The following is a 20,951-nucleotide window of genomic DNA, read 5'->3' on the forward strand; positions in this document are numbered from 1 at the left end:
AATGAATATCGAACAAAAATCGCCATAAATAACGTTAATAAGACGATCCGGTGATTGAGTTTTCCCCCGCGTTGCATTAGTGTGACGTTCCGTTTAAATACGTGAAGTAATCCCATAGGAGAAATGGTATGAAAGTAGCCGTGTTAGGTGCTGCCGGTGGTATTGGTCAGGCGCTGTCTTTGTTGTTGAAAACACAATTGCCAGCAGGTTCAGATTTAGCGCTTTACGACGTGGCGCCAGTTGTTCCTGGTGTTGCCGTTGATTTGAGCCACATCCCCACTGCGGTAAAAGTAACCGGTCACGGTAAAGATGACCTAGCTGATGCACTAACTGGAGCAGACGTAGTTCTTATTCCAGCAGGTATGCCTCGTAAGCCAGGTATGGATCGTTCAGATCTGTTCAACATCAACGCCGGCATTGTTAAAAACCTAATCGAAGGTGTAGCTGATAACTGCCCGAACGCGTGTGTTGGTATCATCACTAACCCAGTTAACACTACTGTAGCTATTGCAGCTGAAACGCTTAAAGCTAAAGGCGTTTACGACAAGAATAAGCTTTTCGGTGTAACAACGCTTGACGTTATCCGTGCTGAAACTTTCGTTGCTGAACTTAAAGGCGTAGACGTATCTTCTGTGCACGTACCGGTAATCGGTGGTCACTCTGGTACAACTATCCTTCCTCTTCTTTCACAAGTTGAAGGTGTAGATTTCACAGACGAAGAAGTTGCTAGCCTTACAACTCGTATCCAGAATGCGGGTACTGAAGTTGTTGAAGCTAAAGCGGGCGGCGGTTCTGCAACCCTATCAATGGGTCAAGCAGCGGCACGCTTCTGTCTATCTCTAGTTGCAGCAATGCAGGGTGAGAACGTTGTTGAGTACACTTATGTACAAACTGACGACAGCGACGACGCAGCATTCTTCGCACACCCAGTTCGCCTTGGCGCAAACGGTGTTGAAGAAATCTTGCCATACGGCGAGCTAAGCGCATTTGAAGAAAAAGCGAAAAACGACATGCTTGAAGGCCTACGTGGCGACATCAAGCTAGGTGTTGACTTCGTAAACGGCTAATTAGTGAGTGTCATTGGCAGGCCTTTGAACGTAGGCACGCCGTGAATACTTCCCTGTAGGCTTCGCCACCGCTTCCCTGCGGTGGAGAGCCTACTTATCAAAGCCCCACCAATTCAAAACTCCCCAATAGCCTCATCACTTTAGATTTGTAGAAAGTGCAGTCTGTTACGCCCTTACGTATCCAGCCTTTTTGTTGCGTGTTTGTAGGCTTCGCCACGGCATCCTTGGCACAGGAAAGCCTACTTATCAAAGCCCCGCCAACTCCAAACATCCCTGTAGCCTAATTACTGAAGATTTTTATAAAAGGACAGTCTGTTACGTCCTTACGTATCCAGCCTTTTTTGTTGCGTCTTCGTAGGCTTCGCCACGGCATCCTTGGCACAGGAAAGCCTACTTATCAAATCCCCGCCAACTCAAAACACCTCTATAGCCTAATCACTCAAGTAGTAATAAAGCGCAGTCTGTTACGACCTTACGTATCCAGCCTTTTTTGTTGCATCTTTGTAGGCTTCGCCGCTGCTTCCTTGGCACAGGAGCTTATAAGCTCTTCGAGTTATTTAATGACAGTCGGTGGTAAGTAAATAGTAAACTCATTGATGGGTTCTATTAGAACGCTGTAAGGCGAGTGTTGCTCTGACTCTTTCACAATGTCGAGATCAGATAAAAGTTTGAAACTTGCAGATACAAGTCTAGCGGGCTTGACTACTAATTCTTTATGCCAGACTCGGTAAGTCCCCAGTTTTTTATCTCTTCGATAATAAAAGCCAGCGAGAGGGTGGGTTAAATAAACTAAAGCAGATTCTGTGTCGGGAAAGCCGGGAAAACTAAGTTTGTCAGTCTTATCTTGCACTAATTCTACCGACGCAGGGGCCCAATCAGACTCGGTGTTCATTCGATACTTGTTATAGAGACCGCTCTCTTTGTCTCGCTCACAATCAAAACGAACCCTTCCCGAATGCCACGGTAAGTTCCAAACGTATCGAGGAACGGCTAGCGTCCACGAATCGAGTGTTGTTCCAAGAAACCAGACACAACGTTCTCCTGTTTCTTTATCGATGATGTAGATACGATAATTGGTTTGCCCCATTGTAAATTTAGGGAAGGGGAACACGGCGGAAGTGAAATCAACGTCAATAAAAGGTACCACGGATATAAGCCCAAGTTCTTGACCATTTATTTCAATAGTGTCGAGTTGAAACCTCTCGGGGAAAATTCCTTCAAAACGTTTGGCTGGTACTGCATAAGTAATAATTGCAAAATGCTCTAAACTGCATAGCACGTCAATTCCACTCGGTTTAGGTCTATCGATCAAATAGTCTTTTAGCTTCCTTGATTCTTGCACAATACTTCCTTGGTTTAATAGATAGATACAAGTTGAAAAAGAAGAGTAACGCTTACTTTCATTTACAAGCAGAAACCTGATTCGCTGCTTGCAATTTAATACAATGCACAACGACAAATTTTGTTACTAATCAGGTTCGTATTTTGTTGAGTCGTATACGTTTTCGTTATTTACTATCTACATTCTGACTGTTTTTTATTTGAATTCAACAAGGACGTGTTATGAGTTTTTTAAAATGCACTATTTTACTTTCCATCGCACTTTTAACCTTATGCATTAACGCCAATACTATTGCGGCTACAAGCAATACTGTGCCATTGGCAGGTACTGCATTTGCTAAACTGCCAAAAGCACTAACTCTTAAAGGCGACGCTTTGCCTTTCGAAAACTATCAACAATGGCTTGCGCATGCGCAAAGTAACAATCAAAAAATAGCTTTTGTCGACCGCTGGCAGAAGCGTGTTAATCCCAAAGCGTTTAATACTCTCATCAAACAAACAAGCGCTCAGTGGATTGAATACGAATCTGATGGTTTGAAGATTTCAGGTGTAATGGTGGCGCCTAAAAACGCTGGCAACAAAAAGCTTCCGGTTATTATTTATAATCGCGGCGGTAATAATAAACATAATGTCAGCCGAATTACGGTAGTAGACCGACTTCTTCCGCTTGCCGCAAAAGGTTACATCGTACTTGCCAGTAATTATCGAGGCTCGCGCTTTAGTGAGGGTGAAGATGAGTTTGGTGGAAAAGATGTAAACGATGTGCTTGCTCTTATCGACATTGCTAAGCAGTTGCCAGCTGCCGATGCCTCAAAAATTGCGCTGTATGGTGTTAGCAGAGGCGGCATGATGACATGGCAAGCCTTGCGTCAGTTGAAGGCGTCGGATGATATAAAAACGGCCATAGTGGTAGCAGGTCCTACCGATTTACATTTTATGATTAATCGCAGAGCTGGTATGAAAGCACTCCTGCATCGCATGATCCCTGACATTGAAAATAATCAAGAGAGAGCTCTGAATGCACGTTCTGCTGTGAAGTGGGTAGATGAACTTAACACTAAAGTTCCGATTTTACTTATACACGGCGATGCTGATGTTCGTGTTGATGTTTCGCATACAAATATGGCAGCTGAAGCGCTCAGTGAAAATCAACATCCGCATAAAGTGGTTATTTATGAAAATGGGGATCATGGACTTTCGTTCTACCAAAAAGAAATGAAAACTGAAATTAACAGTTGGCTTTCTAGCCATATGTAAGCTTTAAAGCTTTGCTCTGAGGATGTAAACACAAGCGTCAGCAACGTGTATTAAATACAAAAAAGCCCGCTACGTACTACGAGGCGGGCTTTTGTTTTTCACAAATTTAGCGAGTTAACCCGTGTTACGCATACCAATAGCAATACCGGCGATGGTTACCATCATGGCGCGCTCTAGGCTGGTGTTTTGTGACTCGTCACCTGCTTTACGAATACGATCTAAAAGCTCAATTTGAAGATAGTGTAGAGGCTGAAGATAGCCTGCACGGATCTCCATCGACTCTTTACCCTGCGGATCGTTTTTCATAATGTCGTCATCACCAGTAATGGCGAGTAGCGATGAAATGCTCTCTTTAAGCTCTTTACGCAGCGCTTCACCAAAGTGCTTAAGCTCGCTTGGCACTAGGCGCTCATCATACGCTTCGCTAATGCGTGGGTCGGCTTTGTGGAACACCATGTCTAGCATAGACAAACGTGAACGATAGAATGGCCATTCGCTAAACATCTCGTTAACCACTTTTTCGTTCTCAGGTGTTTTCACACTATCAATAGCGCGCATAACACCTAACCAGCTTGGTAGCACCAAACGGGTTTGTGCCCAAGCGAATATCCATGGGATAGCGCGTAAGCTTTCTATACCACCTTGTGGCTTACGCTTAGCAGGACGGCTACCGAGCGGCAGTTTACCTAGCTCTTGCTCCGGCGTAGCAACTCGGAAATATGGAACGAACTCTTCGTCGTGACGCACAGTGGCGCGATAGTTATCACGGCCTTGTGCTGCCATTGCAGTAATGAGTTCGCGCCATTCTTCTTTTGGTGCCGGCGGCGGGAACAGCATTGCTTCTATAATAGCGCTCGCATAAATACCTAAGCTACGCTTGGCCAGAGTTGGCATACCGAACTTATAGCGAATAGTTTCGCCCTGTTCTGTTACGCGGAACCCGCCTTCTAGTGAGCCAGGAGGTTGTGAGTAAATAGCAGCGTGTGCTGGCAATCCACCACGACCAATTGTACCGCCACGGCCGTGGAATAGGGTTAGGCTTACGTCGAATTCTTCTGCAATGGCTACCAGTGCTTCTTGCGACTGATACTGTGCCCAGCCAGCTGCTAATGCGCCTGCATCTTTTGCTGAGTCAGAATAACCAATCATCACAAACTGACGACCTTTCACGTAACCGCGATACCAGTCGATAGACAGAAGTTTGCGCATTACGTCAGGCGAGTTATTCAAATCGTCTAGCGTTTCAAATAGTGGTGCTACCGGCATTGGCCAATCTACACCGCTTTCTTGAAGAAGCAGCTGAACCGCCATAACATCTGATGGCTCACTCGCCATAGAGATAATGTAGATACCAAATCCATGCTTGCTGTGCTTTGCAATGACCTTGCAAGTATCCAGAACTTCTTTTACATCGTCAGATGCGTCCCATTGTGCTGGGAATAGCGGACGTTTTGAGCCAAGCTCGCGCAATAAGAATGCTTGCTTGTCGGCTTCGCTCCACTGTGCGTAATCGCCTAAACCTAAATAGCGAGTAAGTTCGCTAAATACGTCTGCGTGACGCTCTGAATCTTGGCGTACATCAAGGCGTAGAAGGTGAATACCAAATACGCGAGCACGACGAATGGTGTCTAGTAGTAGGCCATTAGCAACAACTTGCATACCGCAGTCTAATAGTGACTGATAGCAAAGCATCAACGGCTCGATAAGCTCATCATCGCTTTCTATCCAGTTAGACGTGTCTGGGTTTTTACCTGCAAGATAGTCGGCAATGCCGTCACGAGTAGCAATAAACTTATTAACCAACGGGCGAAGTAGGGCGCGGTACGGTTCGTTTGCATCGCCTACTTGTGCACGTAGTTCTTCGTTGCAATCGTACATCGAAAGTTCTACCTGCAAACGATCAAGGTCGATAGCGAAAAGCTTAGCCGCGCGTTTTCTTGCCAGCAGCAATACTTGCTCAGTTACTTTCGAAGTAACAAACGGGTTACCGTCTCTGTCTCCACCCATCCAAGAGCTAAATTGTACTGGTGACGAGTCTAGCGGTAGCGATACGTCGTAGTCTTCATTTAAGCGACCATCAAGCTCGCGCATGAAGTCAGGTACCGCTTCCCACAATGAGTTCTCAATAACGGAGAAGCCCCAACGCGCTTCATCAACAGGCGTAGGGCGCACTGAACGAATTTCTTCAGTGTGCCAAGCTTGCGCAATAAGATCAGCAATGCGGGTTTCGATTTTTTTACGCTCAACATCACTTAGCGACGCCTGATGCACTGCTTGAAGGCAATCCGCTAGCTCTTTATGTTTATGAATAAGTGTACGGCGCGTAACCTCAGTAGGGTGCGCAGTTAATACAAGGTCAATGTTCAGCTTTGCTACAGCATCTTGTACTTTGTCAGCAGTTAGTTCTGCTTTATCTAGGTGTTTAAACAGAGCATCAATCGATGCATCGACATTCATTGCTGCGTTGTATTCTTGCTCGGCAATATTGCCTAGGTTCAAGAATTGTGCGAAGGCACGACCAACAGTAAGCAAATCGCTGTCAGACATTGTTTTGAAAGTTTCTTTCAGTTCTTCGCTACAGGTAGCGTCTCCCTGATAAGAAGCTCGGCCGCCTTTACGAATCTTTTCAATACGGTCTAGCCATTCCTGACCTAATTGATTTTTGATTGTTTCACCAAGGGTTTTACCAAGGTATCGAACGGTATCTTTCAGTTCAGCATCGTAGTGTGTTTGCATGCTATCCTCCTAAATATATGGGCTAACCATACTGTGTCCTTCGCGACTTGTCTAACCACTTTCGGTTATAATTTACAACATTTCGATACTTTTGCACCACAGTTAACATTGCTCAAAGCAAGATATTTTGTGGTGTGGTACACTCTTACACCGGAAAATGCAGAAACATTCTCGCGACATGCGTTTTGTTTGAAATTTGTACTGCATTTGTAATTTAATTTCAGGAGTTCTTGTGACTGATACATTCAATACAGTAGAAACCCAAGCAAGTTACGGCATTGGTTTTCAAATGGGTCAACAATTACAATCAAATCCGTTTGACGGACTAGCGATTGACGCTGTTGTAGCTGGCCTTAAAGACGCCTTCGCAGGTCAAGCACCTCAGGTTGATAACGACACTCTACGTGATGCGTTTGGCGAAATTCACAAGCGTATGCAAGCGGCTAAAGAAGAAGCAAGCAAAGCGGTTATTGAAGAAGGCACAAAGTACCTTGAAGAAAACGCGAAGCGTGACGAAGTAACCGTAACTGAATCTGGTCTTCAATACGAAGTTGTTACTGAAGGTGACGGCGAGACACCAGATGCTTCTAGCACAGTACGCGTTCACTACCACGGTACGCTTATAAACGGTACTACGTTTGATAGCTCTTACGAGCGTGGTCAGCCAGCTGAATTCCCAGTAGGCGGCGTAATCAAAGGTTGGACTGAAGCACTTCAACTTATGAAAGCAGGTTCAAAGTATCGTCTATACGTACCACACGACCTAGCTTACGGTGAGCAAGGCGCTGGCGCAGCTATTGCACCTTACAGCACCCTGATCTTTGACGTAGAACTTCTTGACGTTCTAGGTTAATGATTTCTTCACAGGAGTGCCCAGTGGTACTCCTGTGAATACCTGTATTCTTCTTTGTTTCATTTTTTATTCCTTTCTATCTTCTAGTCTATTCCTTTTACTCTTCTAACGCTTAGTTAGTAAACGAACAGCGCACTAATAATCTGAACGCGCTTACGTGTCGCTTGTTTAAATCTAAATATGTGATGCTACTATGTTTTGTTGGTGAGAATGCATGTATGCGATATGCTGGCAAAAGCGTTTTATGGTTAGCAGGCTTCCATCTGCTCCGAGTTGTTATCAGTGGCTTCGGCATTACAATAGCCCCACGCTCAAATAAGGAAAATTATTATGGTTATCAAGCCTAAAGTGAGAGGCTTCATTTGTACAAACGCGCACCCTGTTGGCTGTGCAACGGCGGTTGACGAACAAATTGCTTATGTAGAAGCAAAAGGCGACTTAGGCGAAGGCCCTAAAAATGTACTGGTTATTGGTAGTTCTACAGGCTACGGCTTAGCTTCACGCATCACATCTGCCTTTGGTTATGGCGCGAAAACATTAGGTGTGTGCTTTGAAAAAGCGCCAACGGAACGTAAAACGGGTACAGCAGGTTGGTACAACACTGCAGCATTCCACGAAAAAGCCAAAGCAAAAGGCTTGTATGCAGACACCATCAATGGCGATGCGTTTTCCGATGAAATCAAAAATGAAACCATCGAAAAAATCAAAGCTGAAATGGGTAAGGTTGACTTGGTTATTTATAGCCTTGCGTCTCCGCGCAGAACCGACCCAGAAACCGGTGTGACCTACAAGTCGACACTTAAGCCAGTAGGCGAGGCATACACCACAAAAACTTACGACACAGATAAAGATAAAGTGCATGAAGTGGCGCTAGAGCCTGCCAACGACGACGAGATCCTTAACACCATCAAAGTGATGGGCGGTGAAGATTGGGAGCGTTGGATGGACTTTTTGCGTGAAGCCGATGTGCTTGCAGAAGGCTGTAAAACCACCGCCTATACCTACATTGGTAAAGAGCTTACATGGCCTATCTACGGTCAAGCGACTATCGGTAAAGCAAAAGAAGATCTTGATCGCGCTGCAGCAGCTATTATCGGTAAAAACAGTGACTTGCTTGTACAAGCAAACGTAAGTTCACTAAAAGCACTGGTAACGCAGGCAAGTTCTGCCATTCCTGTAATGCCTCTGTATATCTCACTTATTTACAAAGTGATGAAAGAAGAGGGGACACACGAAGGGTGTATTGAACAAATTCATGGTTTATTCACACAATGCCTGTTTGGAAATACTCCTACGTTAGATGAAGCAAATCGCTTTCGTATGGATGGCAAGGAAACTAACGATGCAACCCAAGCGAAAATTAAGGCGCTATGGGATCAAGTGACACAAGAGAACTTTCATGACTTAAGTGACTACAAAGGTTACCACCATGAGTTCCTAAAGCTGTTTGGTTTTGACATCGACAGTGTTGATTACGACAGTGAAGTTGACCCAATGGTTAATTGGTAAAACCTAAACTTACCATTAATTAACCTACTGCTTATATGCGCAAAAGCCGTCTGATTTGACGGCTTTTTTGTACCTGATTACAAGTTGATACGGCGTATGGATTCGCAAAATGTAAATGAATAAGACCAAAGGTTTACATTAAATTGTAGAAAAATTTGCCTTTATCTTGAAATAGCGTGGCACAAACGTATGGGTTAATGCTAAAATCCCGAAATTAAGTAGGGGTCTTTTCTGCCTCTACCAAAACAGCAGTAGCGATTGCAGCTACACAACAACAATAATAAGTGTAAATTTCTGCTGGTGGTCTATAAAGAAAGGGCGAACAAAGCGTCCGCAAAAGGAATTATGCGTTACGGCTTCATAACAGGCTGACCGTAGCAAATGCAGCAAGTTCCATCAATCAACAACGAAAAGGTGTTTTACACCTGTTAATAGTGCGCTTTTGCATGCTGACAGGCAGGTTTTCTGCGGTCATGCAAAAGGGTATTTCTATTAGAGTAGTGCGATTACATATGATAAAAATCAAGAAAGGTCTCGACCTCCCAATTGAGGGAGCGCCAAAGCAGGAGATTGCTGATGCATCTGCTGCAACGCGCGTTGCCATTCTGGGAGAAGAATATGTGGGTATGCGCCCTACCATGCACGTCCAAGTTGGCGATGTAGTGAAGAAAGGTCAGGTTCTTTTTGAAGATAAAAAGAATCCTGGCGTTAAATTCACTGCGCCAGCAGCGGGTGAAGTGGTAGAGGTTAACCGTGGTGCAAAACGTGTTCTTCAGTCTGTAGTTATCAAAGTGAACGGCAGCGATGCTGTGACATTTGATAAAATTGCAGCTGACCAGATCGCGAGCGCAACACGCGAGCAACTTCAGTCAATCCTTGTAGAGTCAGGCATGTGGACAGCGTTCCGTACACGTCCATTTAGCAAATCTCCTAAGCTAGACTCTGTTCCAAGTTCAATTTTCGTTACAGCAATGGATACCAATCCACTAGCAGCAGATCCTGCAGTGATTATTGCTGAGCGCCAAGACGATTTCGTAAATGGTCTTAAAGCATTAACGCAATTGAGCGGTGGCAAGACTTACGTTTGTAAAGCGGCAGGTGCATCTGTTGCTACTGGCGATGCGGCAGTTGATGTTGAAGAATTTGGCGGTCCTCACCCTGCGGGCCTACCGGGTACTCACATCCACTTCCTTGATTCTGCCGGCATGAACAAAACGGTTTGGCACATCAACTACCAAGACGTTATGGCAATTGGTGCATTGCTGACTTCAGGCGAGCTAGATAACCGTCGTGTTATTTCACTTGCAGGTCCTGCAGCAACTAACCCACGCCTAGTGCGCACCGTAATGGGCGCAGACTTGACTGAGCTTACTGCTAGCGAGCAAGAAGACGGTGAAGTACGTGTTATCTCTGGTTCTGTACTTAGCGGTACGACAGCGATGGGCGTTCACGGCTTCCTTGGTCGTTTCCACACCCAAGTTTCACTACTAAAAGAAGGTCGCGAGAAGAAATTGTTCGGTTGGATCCTACCAGGTTCAAACCAACACTCAGTGACTCGTGCTTACTTAGGTCACCTAAGTGGCAGCAAGAAATTTGATATGACAACAACTACCAATGGTTCTGAACGTTCTATGGTTCCAATTGGTAATTACGAACGCGTTATGCCCCTAGATATCATTCCTACGCTTCTGCTTAGGGACCTGATTTCTGGTGATACTGACGGTGCTCAGACGTTGGGTTGCTTAGAGTTGGACGAAGAAGATTTGGCATTGTGTACTTATGTATGCCCTGGCAAATACAACTACGCTCCTATCTTACGCGACTGTTTGACCACGATAGAGAAAGAGGGTTAAGTCATGGGTTTAAAAGCGTATTTAGAAAAGATCGAACCAAACTTCGAACCAGGTGGTAAGCATGAAAAGTGGTATGCGCTTTACGAAGCTGCGGCGACCATTTTCTACACCCCAGGTAAAGTAAATAAAGCTAACACGCACGTGCGTGACAGCATTGACCTTAAGCGCATCATGATCATGGTATGGATGGCAACATTCCCAGCTATGTTCTTCGGTATGTATAACATTGGTTTCCAAGCGCAAGAAGCTATTGCTGCTGGCGCAGGAACACTACCTGATACGTGGCAAGCAGGCCTATTCGCTGCCCTTGGCGGTGACTTGGCAAATGCGGGTACACTAGGTCTATTCTTCTACGGCGCATGTTTCTGGCTGCCAATCTACGCGGTAACGTTCGCGGTAGGTGGTTTCTGGGAAGTATTGTTCGCGTCTGTGCGCAAGCACGAAGTTAACGAAGGTTTCTTCGTTACATCGGTACTGTTCGCACTAACACTTCCAGCCACTATTCCTCTATGGCAAGTTGCACTAGGTATTACCTTCGGTGTTGTAATTGCTAAAGAAGTATTCGGTGGTACAGGTCGTAACTTCCTTAACCCAGCATTGTCTGGTCGTGCATTCCTTTACTTTGCGTACCCTGCACAAATTTCAGGAGACCAAGTATGGGTAGCGGCAGATGGCTATTCTGGTGCAACGTCTCTAAGCCAAGCGGCTTCTGGCAACCTTGATTACGCGAACATGGATCAGTGGATGAACAGCTTCATCGGTACTATCTCAGGTTCTGCGGGTGAGGTGTCTACCCTTGCTATTATTCTTGGTGGCTTGTTCATCATGTACATGCGTATAGCAAGCTGGCGCATTGTTGCTGGTGTAGCAATTGGTGTTGCTTTCTTCGCAACTTTGCTAAACCTAATTGGCAGCGATACTAACCCTATGTTTGCAATGCCTGCACATTGGCACTTTGTTGTTGGTGGTCTTGCTTTTGGTATGTTCTTTATGGCGACAGACCCAGTTTCTGCGTCGTTCACTAACCAAGGTAAGTGGGCTTACGGTATCTTCATTGGTTTCATGACGGTACTAATCCGCGTCCTAAACCCAGCCTTCCCTGAAGGTGTAATGCTAGCAATTCTATTTGCTAACTTGTGGGCGCCACTGTTCGACTATTTCGTCGCACAAAGCAATATCAAGCGGAGGGTAGCACGTGTCGGCTAAGAAAGAATCTTTAGGCAAAACGGTAGGTATTGTTGTTGCCGTATGTTTAGTTTGTTCAATTGTTGTTTCTGGCGCGGCTGTTGGCCTTCGCTCTTTACAACAAACAAACGCAGCTCTAGATAAAAAGAGCAACATTCTTAATGCTGCAGGCCTTTACGAAATGGGCATGAGCAATAGCGCAATTGAAAGCACGTACAGCGAGCGAGTAGAACAGCGTTTTGTTAATCTTGACGAAGGTACTTTCGTAGAAGCGCCTAAGCCAGATTACGATATGTATAAAGCAGCCAAAGAAACTGAGTACAGCACAAAGGTAACTAACAGCAATGTTGGTTTCCAACGCCGCCCTAACGTGGCAAGTGTTTACTTAGTTCGCGACGACGCAGGTGATGTATCTCGTATCATCCTTCCTGTTCACGGCAGCGGCCTTTGGGATCTTATGTACGGTTTCTTAGCGGTAGACGCAGACGGCCAAACGGTTCGCGAGCTTATTTACTATCAGCAAAAAGAGACGCCAGGACTAGGTGGTGAAGTGCAAAACCCTGCTTGGCAGGACAAATGGGACGGCAAAGAGCTTTACGAGAATGGCGAAGTTGCTATTCGCGTAGTGAAAAATGCTAATCCTAGCAATCCTCACACTATCGATGCGCTTTCAGGTGCAACCCTAACCAGCAACGGTGTTGAAAACACAATTCGTTACTGGGTAGGCGAGCAAGGCTTCGGCCAGTTCCTGAAGAACCAAGCATGGCGTTCATAAGGGAAGTCTCATGGCAGATACTAAAGAAATGAAAAAGGCCCTCTTTGGGCCAATCCTGGACAACAACCCGATCGCCCTACAGGTATTGGGTATCTGTTCAGCACTGGCAATTACCACTAAGCTGGAAACAGCATTGGTAATGTCGCTAGCGCTTACAAGCGTTGTAGCGTTCTCAAACTTGTTTATTTCACTAATTCGTAACCAGATCCCATCTAGCGTTCGAATTATTATCCAGATGACCATCATTGCATCATTGGTAATCGTTGTTGACCAAATTCTGAAAGCGTATTCGTATGAAATATCGAAGCAGCTGTCGGTATTCGTTGGTCTGATTATTACTAACTGTATCGTAATGGGTCGTGCTGAAGCTTACGCCATGAAGAGCCCACCTCTGATGAGCTTCCTTGATGGTATTGGTAACGGCTTGGGTTACTCTTTCATTCTAATTGTAATTGGTACAATTAAAGAGCTATTTGGTTTCGGTACTATTTTAGGTTTCGAAATCCTTCCACTGGTTCAAAACGGTGGCTGGTATCAGGGTAACGGTTTGTTGATCCTACCATTCAGCTCATTCTTCTTAATCGGCGGTATGATTTGGGTTATCCGTACTATCCGTCCTGAGCAAGTAGAGCCTAAGGAGTAAGTCATGGAACATTATTTGTCGTTATTTGTTCGCTCAATTTTCGTTGAGAACATGGCGTTATCACTTTTCTTGGGTATGTGTACCTTCCTTGCGGTATCTAAGAAAGTTAAAACTGCTATGGGTCTTGGTGTTGCAGTTATCGTGGTACTAGGTATCTCTGTACCCGTTAACCAAGTTATTTATGTAAACATTCTTGCTCCAGGCGCACTAGCATGGGCAGGTTTCCCAGAAGCTGACCTAAGCTTCCTTAACTTCCTAACGTTTATCGGTGTTATCGCGGCGTTGGTACAGATTCTAGAGATGAGCTTAGACAAGTTCTTCCCTGCGCTTTACAACGCACTAGGTATCTTCCTACCGCTAATTACCGTTAACTGTGCAATCTTCGGTGGTGTGGCGTTTGCGGTACAGCGTGAATACAACTTCACTGAAAGCATCGTTTACGGCGTAGGAAGTGGTATGGGCTGGGCAATTGCAATTGTGTTGCTAGCAGCAGTACGTGAAAAGCTGAAGTATGCTGATATGCCTGATGGTGTTCGTGGTCTGGGTTCTGTATTTATGATCGCGGGTCTAATGGCACTAGGCTTCCAGTCATTCACTGGTATTCAGCTGTAAGAAAGCTCGGGAGCATATAAATGAATAATGTAGAAATATATCTAGGCGTAGGCATGTTCATTGCCATCGTTCTAGCGCTGGTATTTATTATCATGTTTGCCAAGTCTAAATTGGTACCAAGCGGTGATGTTACTATCACTATCAACGGTGACCCAGACAAGGCAATCAAAACTGCACCGGGTGGCAAGCTTCTTGGTGCACTAGCTGACGCAGGTTACTTCGTATCTTCTGCTTGTGGTGGCGGTGGCTCATGTGGCCAGTGTCGTGTGGATGTACACTCAGGTGGTGGTGAAATCCTACCAACTGAACTAGACCACATTACTAAAGGTGAAGCGCGCGAAGGCTGCCGTCTTTCATGTCAGGTTGCTATTAAACAAGACATGGAAATCGAACTGGAAGAGTCGGTATTTGGTGTTAAGAAGTGGGATTGTGAAGTTATCTCTAACGATAACAAAGCAACCTTCATCAAAGAACTTAAGCTTAAAATACCTAACGGTGAAAGTGTACCTTTCCGTGCAGGTGGTTATATTCAGATTGAAGCGCCAGCTCACCACGTTAAGTACAAAGAGTTCGATATTCCTGAAGAATACCGCGGTGACTGGGAGCGTTTTGGCTTCTTCGACATCGAGTCTAAAGTAGACGAAGAGACTATTCGTGCTTACTCAATGGCGAACTACCCAGAAGAAGAAGGCATTATTATGTTGAACGTGCGTATCGCTACGCCGCCACCTAATAACCTAAGCCTACCTGCGGGTAAAATGTCATCGTACATTTGGAGCCTGAAAGAAGGTGACAAAGCGACTATCTCTGGTCCATTCGGTGAATTCTTCGCGAAAGAAACTGAAAACGAAATGGTATTCGTAGGTGGTGGTGCAGGTATGGCCCCAATGCGTTCACATATCTTCGATCAGCTTCGTCGTCTTAAGTCTAAGCGTAAGATGAGCTTCTGGTACGGTGCACGTTCACTTCGTGAAATGTTCTATACAGAAGACTTCGACGAGCTAGCAGCAGAAAACGATAACTTCGAGTGGCACGTAGCACTTTCTGATCCTCAACCAGAGGACAACTGGGAAGGTTACACAGGGTTCATTCACCAAGTACTTCTAGAGAATTACTTGAAAGATCATCCTGCACCAGAAGACTGTGAGTTCTACATGTGTGGACCACCTATGATGAACGCGGCCGTAATCAACATGCTTAAAGATTTAGGTGTTGAGGACGAAAACATCATGCTAGATGACTTCGGTGGCTAAGGGTTTGATTTAAGAGCTACTCGCTTAAAAACTCAAGCATATTAAAAGGGGCGTAAGCCCCTTTTTTGTTGAAGCAAAACGCATAATGCACATAATAGCGATTGAGTAATGTGCATATTAGCTAAGGACAACATCGTGATTCGATTTGCTATTCGAATTTTCCTCGCCTTTGTTGCGGTAGGTATTCTACTTCTCGCAAGCTGTAGCGACGAAAAAACGCCTGTGGTACACCTGCAAGGGCAGACAATGGGCACAACCTACAATGTTAAGTACCTTGTAGCGGAGACACCAGTAGAAGGTTTACAAGCTGAAATAGATGCCCGTCTTGTTGAGGTTAACAAGATGATGTCTACTTACGACCCAACGTCAGAACTATCAAGGTTTAATCAATATCGCTACACCGATAATTTTGCCGTGTCGCCCGATACCCTAACGGTGGTAAACGAGGCTTTACGCTTGGCAAATCTTAGTGGCGGCGTACTTGATGTGACCGTTGGTCCGCTGGTTAACCTATGGGGTTTTGGCCCTACTAAGCGCCCTGAAAAAGTGCCAAGCCAAGCCGACATCGACGACATTCGCGAATATGTGGGTTATAAAAAGCTATCAACTACGCCGACGGGCTTAAAGAAAAGCCATCCCATGCTTTACGTCGATTTATCCACTATTGCCAAAGGTTTTGGCGTTGATGAAGTGGCAGAGATCCTTGAAAAGCACGGTATTGAAAACTACCTTGTGGAAATAGGCGGTGAAATGCGCGTTAAAGGAGAACGTGGCGACGGCAGCGAATGGCTGATAGCCATTGAAAAGCCAGTTACTACTGAACGCGCAGTTCAAAAAGTGGTGTCTATTGGTACTAACGCAGTGGCAACATCCGGTGATTATCGCAACTATTATGAAGAAGACGGTGTTCGTTATTCGCACCTTATCGACCCGACAACGGGTAAACCTATTTCGCATAATTTGGTGTCGGTAACCGTAGTTCACCCTTCATCTATGACGTCAGACGGTTTGGCTACGGCGTTTAATGTGATGGGATGGGAGCAAGCAAAAGCGGTTGCTGAGCAAGAACATCTTGCTGTATTCCTCATTCGTCGCACAGATGACGGATTTGAAGAGTATGCGTCACCAGAATTTGATAAACTGGTCACAGTTCATAATTAGGGGGTAGCAATGTCTACATTCATTCTTGCTTTTGGTTTCTTTCTAACAATGGTACTGGCTATGGCCGTGGGTTACCTATTTCAGAAAAAATCAATCTCTGGAAGCTGTGGTGGCTTAGGTGCACTAGGTATTGAAAAAGCCTGTGACTGTCCAGAACCGTGTGACCGTAAAAAGTCGCGCATGGAAAAAGAAGAAGCCCGCCAGAAAAAGCTAAACGAGTGGAAGCAAAATCAAATTTTGTAATGCTTAGTCTCTCGTTGGCTTAATATTTAAAAGCGCTGTTAGATTAAATCGACAGCGCTTTTTTGTTTTTTATCACAGCCTTCAAATATAAGTGCGAGCCATTACTTCGATTTAGAAGCCATGATTAGATAGTGTAATTCAGCACTATTAATAATATACTGTCTTTTTGTACAGTTTTACGTTGATAGCTATATAGCAAAGGCAGGTAATGCGAAAAATTATCCACGTCGACATGGATTGTTTTTACGCCGCAGTTGAAATGCGCGACAACCCAGCTTTGCGCAATATACCCATCGCTATTGGCGGCAGTGCCGACCGTCGCGGTGTTATCTCTACCTGTAATTATCCCGCCCGCAAATTTGGTGTACGTTCAGCTATGGCTACAGCGTATGCCCTGAAACTATGCCCAAACCTCACTCTAGTAAAAGGGCGCATGGATGTTTACGCTGCCGAGTCGCAAAAAATACGTAAGATTTTTGCTGACTATACCGACCTTATTGAGCCTCTATCATTAGACGAAGCCTACCTAGATGTTACCAACAGTGAGTTTTGTGGTGGCAGTGCTACATTAATAGCTGAAGAAATACGTGCTCGTATACAAAACGAACTAGGTCTTACCGCTTCAGCAGGAGTGGCGCCCTGTAAGTTTGTGGCAAAAGTAGCCAGTGATGAAAACAAGCCGGACGGCATTTGCGTTATCACTCCCGACAAACTCGATGAGTTTGTGCGCGACATGCCGCTAAAGAAAATCCCAGGCGTTGGCAAAGTGACTATGCAAAAGCTGCAGCGCATGGGCTTAAATACGTGCAACGATGTTCGTGAGTATCCTTTTGAGCGCATTCAAAAAGAGCTTGGAAAATTCGGCAGTGTATTGTGGGAGCGTGCTCATGGGATTGATGGGCGTGAGCTATCCGTATCTCGTGAACGCAAGTCTATCGGCGTAGAACGCACGTTAAACGAAGATATACACACGTTCGATCAGTGCCTCGACTTTTTGCCGCACCTGTTTGAGAAGCTTCAGGAACGAATTGAAAATCATAAGAAGCGAACGGGCAAGCCTGTACGTATTCGCACCCAGGGAGTAAAGCTTAAGTTTAATGATTTCCAGCTAACCACGGTTGAACATCGCTGCGCAACTCTCAATGAAGCGTATTTTCGCACATTGATGCAGGAAGCTTTTGAACGGGCAACAGGGCGAGGTATCCGTCTTGTGGGTGTGCACATAGGGCTTGCGGCCGACCAATCGACTCAGCAATTGGTTTTGCCTTTTGAACAGATTTAGCTAAAGGTATCATGCATTTTTTAATGCTCGTGCGCTGCGGCCGCAATATAGTCACTTGTTATACTTAGTGCGGTGAAGTTGTGGGGCATACCGCTGATGCTATCTTGCGTTGCGAAAGCACAGACTAGTGGTTTGGCAGCCAAGGCATTTTATATGCGGCACTCAAACAAAGCAGCCAACTGCTGCTATTTTATTACTCTTTTAATGAAGAACATTATGAACTCAAATCAACTCAAAACCCCCGGTCGTTATAAACACTACAAAGGCAATTTATACGATGTATACGAGGTGGCCACCCATTCGGAAGATGAAAGCAAGTTAGTGGTATATCGGCCGTGTTATGGTGAAAGGGCGTTGTGGGTTCGTCCCCTTGCGATGTTTGTAGAGTCAGTGGATAAAGACGGAGAGACACTCCCTCGTTTTGCTTATGTGGGTGATATTCCTGATGATGAAAAAATGATCTAATTGTGAAATTAGGTCATAGTGTAAGAGGTCTTATCTAAACAGACTTCTTACAAGGAAATAATAATGAAAACTGCCCCTCGTTTTAGTGCACCTATAATGGCTGCACTCATTGCTGCTAGCCCTCTATTCTATTCAACAATTAACCCTGCAAATGCACAAGATAGATTTGCCGATGTCGAAGTGAAAGCGACGGCAATTAAGGGCTCTGTGCACATGCTTACAGGAGCTGGCGGAAATATCGGCGTATCAGCTGGGGAAGACGGCGTTTTGATCATTGACGATCAATTTGCGCCACTTGCTGAAAAAATAGCGGCGCAGCTTGGCGAATTAGGCAGCGATAAACCCAAGTATGTAATAAACACCCATTATCACGGTGACCACACTGGCTCTAATGCATTTTTCCACAGCCACAAAGGCGCTACCATTCTGGCCCATGAAAATGTACGTGTTCGGCTAGCTAACGATGAAAAAGTAAAACCCGAAGCCCTGCCAACTATCACTTATGAAGACGGGATTAAAATTTACTTTAATGGTGAAACCCTTCACGTAATGCATTTAGCCGTCGGCCACACCGATGGCGATAGCGTAGTGTGGTTTGAGCAACCCAACGTCATGCACACGGGTGATTTGTTCTTCAATGGTCGCTTTCCCTATATTGACCAAGGTGCAGGTGGCAATGTGGAAGGCTACATGGATTCGGTAGAGCAGTTGCTAGCGAAAATAGATGACGAGACAGTTATTATTCCGGGCCACGGCGAAATCAGCAACAAGCAAGAATACACCGCATTTTTAGCTATGATCAGCGAAACCTTTGACTACGTTAAGAAACTCAAGCAAGACGGCAAAACCCTTGATGAGGTGAAAGCGATGGGCTTAGATGAAAAGTGGGCCGACTGGAGCTGGAATTTTATCAATGAAGAGAAGTGGTTAACGACGCTCTACAACGATGCCTAAGCGCGGAATTTTTTTAGCTAAAAAGCTATGCGGCTCGAAATATGCTATGGATCGAAGAGCCGCAGTCTAACTGTTTCCATCTCTAATGCTGTTTTGTCTACCTCTCCTGAGCCCATGAAGTCTACGAGAATGTCACTGAGCGGTTGATGAAAGTCCCTACTGGTAGAGCGGTCGAAAAATTGCACTACACCGTCAGCCTTTTCTAAATTTGAGCTACCGCGCTGAACCAAGCTAACATCACTTATTTGGGCATCTGGATGTGCGGGTAGGAAATTAAGCCTTTTATTTAGTAGGGCTTGTACATCATGCTTAACTAGGTACCGTAAAAAAACGTTAGCGAGAGTTTTGTTTTTGCTACTAGAGCGAAGGATAATAAAATCCATTGGGGCAATTTCAAACTGGCCGATCTTCTCATCCACAAAAGGAAAAGGAATAAATTCTAGCTTTTCAGAGACCGCATCAGGGATCTGGCTTATCGTATAATTCCCTGAAAGCACCATTCCCACTCTATCGCGATACAGTAACGGGAGAACTTGCTTTTGTGTGTACTCATCAGCATTTTTGAGAAAACATTGGTTATTAATCATTTTTTTCCACAATTGAAGTACTGCTAACACCTTCTTATCAGTGAATTTTACATTTCCTTCCATTAACTGATTGTGAAAGGAAAGCCCGTTTACTTTGAGATTTAAATAGTCAAACAGTGCCAGAACAGGCCACTTTTCTTGTAATCCTAAACCGATCGGAACAATTTGATTTCGAGACAGTGTTCGGCATGCACTAAGCAGATCGCTAATATTTTCAAGACGATTGATTTTAAATTCTTGTAGGACGTTTCGGTTGGCAAAAAATCCCCAAAAACCCACTGACAAAGGAACGCCGTACTGCTCCCCTTCATGAGTCATCAATTCTTTCATGTTGTTTGGATATTTTTGAAGTTCTGGTTCTGCCCAAAGAGATGTTAAAGGCTCTATCAACCCTCTCTCAATGGCCTTTTTTAGCTCGACAGGCCATAACCATACCATGAGATCTAGATTAAGATTGTCACTTAACCACAGTTCGGTCATTTGCTTGTAGCCAGTATCATCTGACGATGAGTAAACAATATTTATACCGGGGCACTGTGCTGAAAAGTTCGCTGCAATTTCTTCGAAGGCATTTCGTTGTTCAACACTGAAAATAAGCAGTGACACATTCAGTGTGCCCTTCGCTTCTTCACAATCCACAGCAGAAACAGGGAAGGTAAAGTAGAAATAAAAAAAGAGCGGTAGAAAGAAAAACTTAAGCCACGTCAGCTTACTCTTACCCCACATATCAACATCCCTTGTAGACCAGAAAGTTCTAAACTTACTCCTTCATTATAAGAAAAGTGTAGTACATGGGAGGGGAGTTGCTAGTTAAAAAGTCGCAATGCTGTTGCCATAGTTAGGTACGACACTTGGACTGTTAGGGCTATTCAGGCTGTTTAAACGTTTGTATGTAAAGCTGCTCTACTTTATCTCTTGCCCACTGTGTTTTTCTTAAAAATTTAAGGGATGACTTAATAGAAGGGTCTTATTAAAGCAGTTCACTTTGATACGGTAATACAACCCGTCGCAGCCATATCGTTCGTGAAGTTGCGTGACGATTTTCTCTAGCGTTAAACCGTGAAGCGGATTATTAGGTTGTTGGTTCATAGCGTGTCGCTGCTCTGTTTCTATTCAAACCGTAAGTTTATCACGAACGTAATAGGTTATGGGGGCAGAGTCATTACTCTGACCCC

The 20,951-nt window shown here is 44.8% G+C and carries 18 protein-coding genes and 1 pseudogene; 15 read left to right on the top strand and 4 right to left on the bottom strand.

Features of this window, described 5'->3' with window-relative positions:
* Window positions 1-128: 128 nt before the first annotated feature.
* Window positions 129-1,067, top strand: a complete 939-nt coding sequence (mdh, locus tag ACXAFM_RS12240; protein WP_474829800.1) for a malate dehydrogenase — start codon at window positions 129-131, stop codon at window positions 1,065-1,067.
* A 553-nt stretch (window positions 1,068-1,620) separates the two neighbouring features.
* Here mdh and ACXAFM_RS12245 read toward each other — a convergent pair.
* Window positions 1,621-2,409: a DUF2071 domain-containing protein gene (locus ACXAFM_RS12245; protein WP_474829802.1), complete on the bottom strand. Its 789-nt coding sequence runs from the start codon at window positions 2,407-2,409 to the stop codon at window positions 1,621-1,623.
* Window positions 2,410-2,630: 221 nt separating this feature from the next.
* On the opposite strand from ACXAFM_RS12245, the gene ACXAFM_RS12250 reads away from it, so the two are divergent.
* Window positions 2,631-3,665 (top strand): alpha/beta hydrolase family protein, encoded by a 1,035-nt coding sequence (locus tag ACXAFM_RS12250; protein ID WP_474829804.1) that lies wholly within the window; start codon window positions 2,631-2,633, stop codon window positions 3,663-3,665.
* A gap of 114 nt (window positions 3,666-3,779) precedes the next feature.
* On the opposite strand, the gene ppc is transcribed toward ACXAFM_RS12250, so the two are convergent.
* Window positions 3,780-6,401, bottom strand: coding sequence for a phosphoenolpyruvate carboxylase (ppc, locus tag ACXAFM_RS12255; RefSeq protein ID WP_474829806.1), 2,622 nt, complete (start codon window positions 6,399-6,401; stop codon window positions 3,780-3,782).
* A 232-nt stretch (window positions 6,402-6,633) separates the two neighbouring features.
* Between ppc and ACXAFM_RS12260 the strand changes: the two genes are divergently transcribed.
* The 13 genes from ACXAFM_RS12260 (at window position 6,634) to ACXAFM_RS12320 (ending at window position 19,189) form a co-directional block, all read left to right on the top strand.
* Window positions 6,634-7,254, top strand: coding sequence for an FKBP-type peptidyl-prolyl cis-trans isomerase (locus ACXAFM_RS12260; RefSeq protein WP_015068144.1), 621 nt, complete (start codon window positions 6,634-6,636; stop codon window positions 7,252-7,254).
* Window positions 7,255-7,584: 330 nt separating this feature from the next.
* Window positions 7,585-8,763 carry an enoyl-ACP reductase FabV gene (gene fabV, locus ACXAFM_RS12265; RefSeq protein WP_474834689.1) on the top strand — a complete coding sequence of 393 codons (1,179 nt, stop codon included), beginning with the start codon at window positions 7,585-7,587 and terminating at the stop codon, window positions 8,761-8,763.
* A gap of 512 nt (window positions 8,764-9,275) precedes the next feature.
* The gene (locus tag ACXAFM_RS12270) at window positions 9,276-10,616 is read left to right on the top strand and encodes a Na(+)-translocating NADH-quinone reductase subunit A (protein ID WP_474834690.1); all 1,341 of its coding nucleotides are present in this window, start codon (window positions 9,276-9,278) and stop codon (window positions 10,614-10,616) included.
* A 3-nt stretch (window positions 10,617-10,619) separates the two neighbouring features.
* On the top strand, window positions 10,620-11,822 hold the full coding sequence (locus tag ACXAFM_RS12275) for an NADH:ubiquinone reductase (Na(+)-transporting) subunit B (RefSeq protein ID WP_014950797.1): 1,203 nt from the start codon (window positions 10,620-10,622) through the stop codon (window positions 11,820-11,822).
* The gene (locus ACXAFM_RS12280; protein ID WP_014950796.1) at window positions 11,812-12,576 is read left to right on the top strand and encodes a Na(+)-translocating NADH-quinone reductase subunit C; all 765 of its coding nucleotides are present in this window, start codon (window positions 11,812-11,814) and stop codon (window positions 12,574-12,576) included. Before ACXAFM_RS12275 ends, ACXAFM_RS12280 begins: the two co-directional genes overlap by 11 nt.
* Window positions 12,577-12,586: 10 nt before the next feature.
* Window positions 12,587-13,219 carry an NADH:ubiquinone reductase (Na(+)-transporting) subunit D gene (locus ACXAFM_RS12285; protein ID WP_015068139.1) on the top strand — a complete coding sequence of 211 codons (633 nt, stop codon included), beginning with the start codon at window positions 12,587-12,589 and terminating at the stop codon, window positions 13,217-13,219.
* Window positions 13,220-13,222: 3 nt separating this feature from the next.
* Window positions 13,223-13,831: an NADH:ubiquinone reductase (Na(+)-transporting) subunit E gene (gene nqrE / locus ACXAFM_RS12290; RefSeq protein ID WP_474829811.1), complete on the top strand. Its 609-nt coding sequence runs from the start codon at window positions 13,223-13,225 to the stop codon at window positions 13,829-13,831.
* Window positions 13,832-13,851: 20 nt separating this feature from the next.
* The gene (gene nqrF / locus ACXAFM_RS12295; protein WP_071815998.1) at window positions 13,852-15,084 is read left to right on the top strand and encodes an NADH:ubiquinone reductase (Na(+)-transporting) subunit F; all 1,233 of its coding nucleotides are present in this window, start codon (window positions 13,852-13,854) and stop codon (window positions 15,082-15,084) included.
* 135 nt (window positions 15,085-15,219) lie between these two features.
* Complete coding sequence (locus tag ACXAFM_RS12300; RefSeq protein WP_474834691.1) at window positions 15,220-16,245, top strand: FAD:protein FMN transferase; 1,026 nt, start codon at window positions 15,220-15,222, stop codon at window positions 16,243-16,245.
* A gap of 9 nt (window positions 16,246-16,254) precedes the next feature.
* The gene (nqrM, locus tag ACXAFM_RS12305) at window positions 16,255-16,488 is read left to right on the top strand and encodes a (Na+)-NQR maturation NqrM (RefSeq protein ID WP_014950791.1); all 234 of its coding nucleotides are present in this window, start codon (window positions 16,255-16,257) and stop codon (window positions 16,486-16,488) included.
* 208 nt (window positions 16,489-16,696) lie between these two features.
* Window positions 16,697-17,770, top strand: a complete 1,074-nt coding sequence (dinB, locus tag ACXAFM_RS12310; protein ID WP_474834692.1) for a DNA polymerase IV — start codon at window positions 16,697-16,699, stop codon at window positions 17,768-17,770.
* A gap of 216 nt (window positions 17,771-17,986) precedes the next feature.
* Window positions 17,987-18,235: a DUF1653 domain-containing protein gene (locus tag ACXAFM_RS12315; protein WP_474834693.1), complete on the top strand. Its 249-nt coding sequence runs from the start codon at window positions 17,987-17,989 to the stop codon at window positions 18,233-18,235.
* A gap of 63 nt (window positions 18,236-18,298) precedes the next feature.
* On the top strand, window positions 18,299-19,189 hold the full coding sequence (locus tag ACXAFM_RS12320; RefSeq protein ID WP_474834694.1) for an MBL fold metallo-hydrolase: 891 nt from the start codon (window positions 18,299-18,301) through the stop codon (window positions 19,187-19,189).
* A gap of 44 nt (window positions 19,190-19,233) precedes the next feature.
* On the opposite strand, the gene ACXAFM_RS12325 is transcribed toward ACXAFM_RS12320, so the two are convergent.
* Window positions 19,234-20,502: an ABC transporter substrate-binding protein gene (locus tag ACXAFM_RS12325; RefSeq protein ID WP_474834695.1), complete on the bottom strand. Its 1,269-nt coding sequence runs from the start codon at window positions 20,500-20,502 to the stop codon at window positions 19,234-19,236.
* A 139-nt stretch (window positions 20,503-20,641) separates the two neighbouring features.
* Window positions 20,642-20,865: pseudogene (locus tag ACXAFM_RS12330) on the bottom strand (VF530 family protein).
* Window positions 20,866-20,951 lie beyond the last annotated feature (86 nt).

It is taken from the genome of Alteromonas sp. ABD4_190 (genome assembly GCF_056160105.1).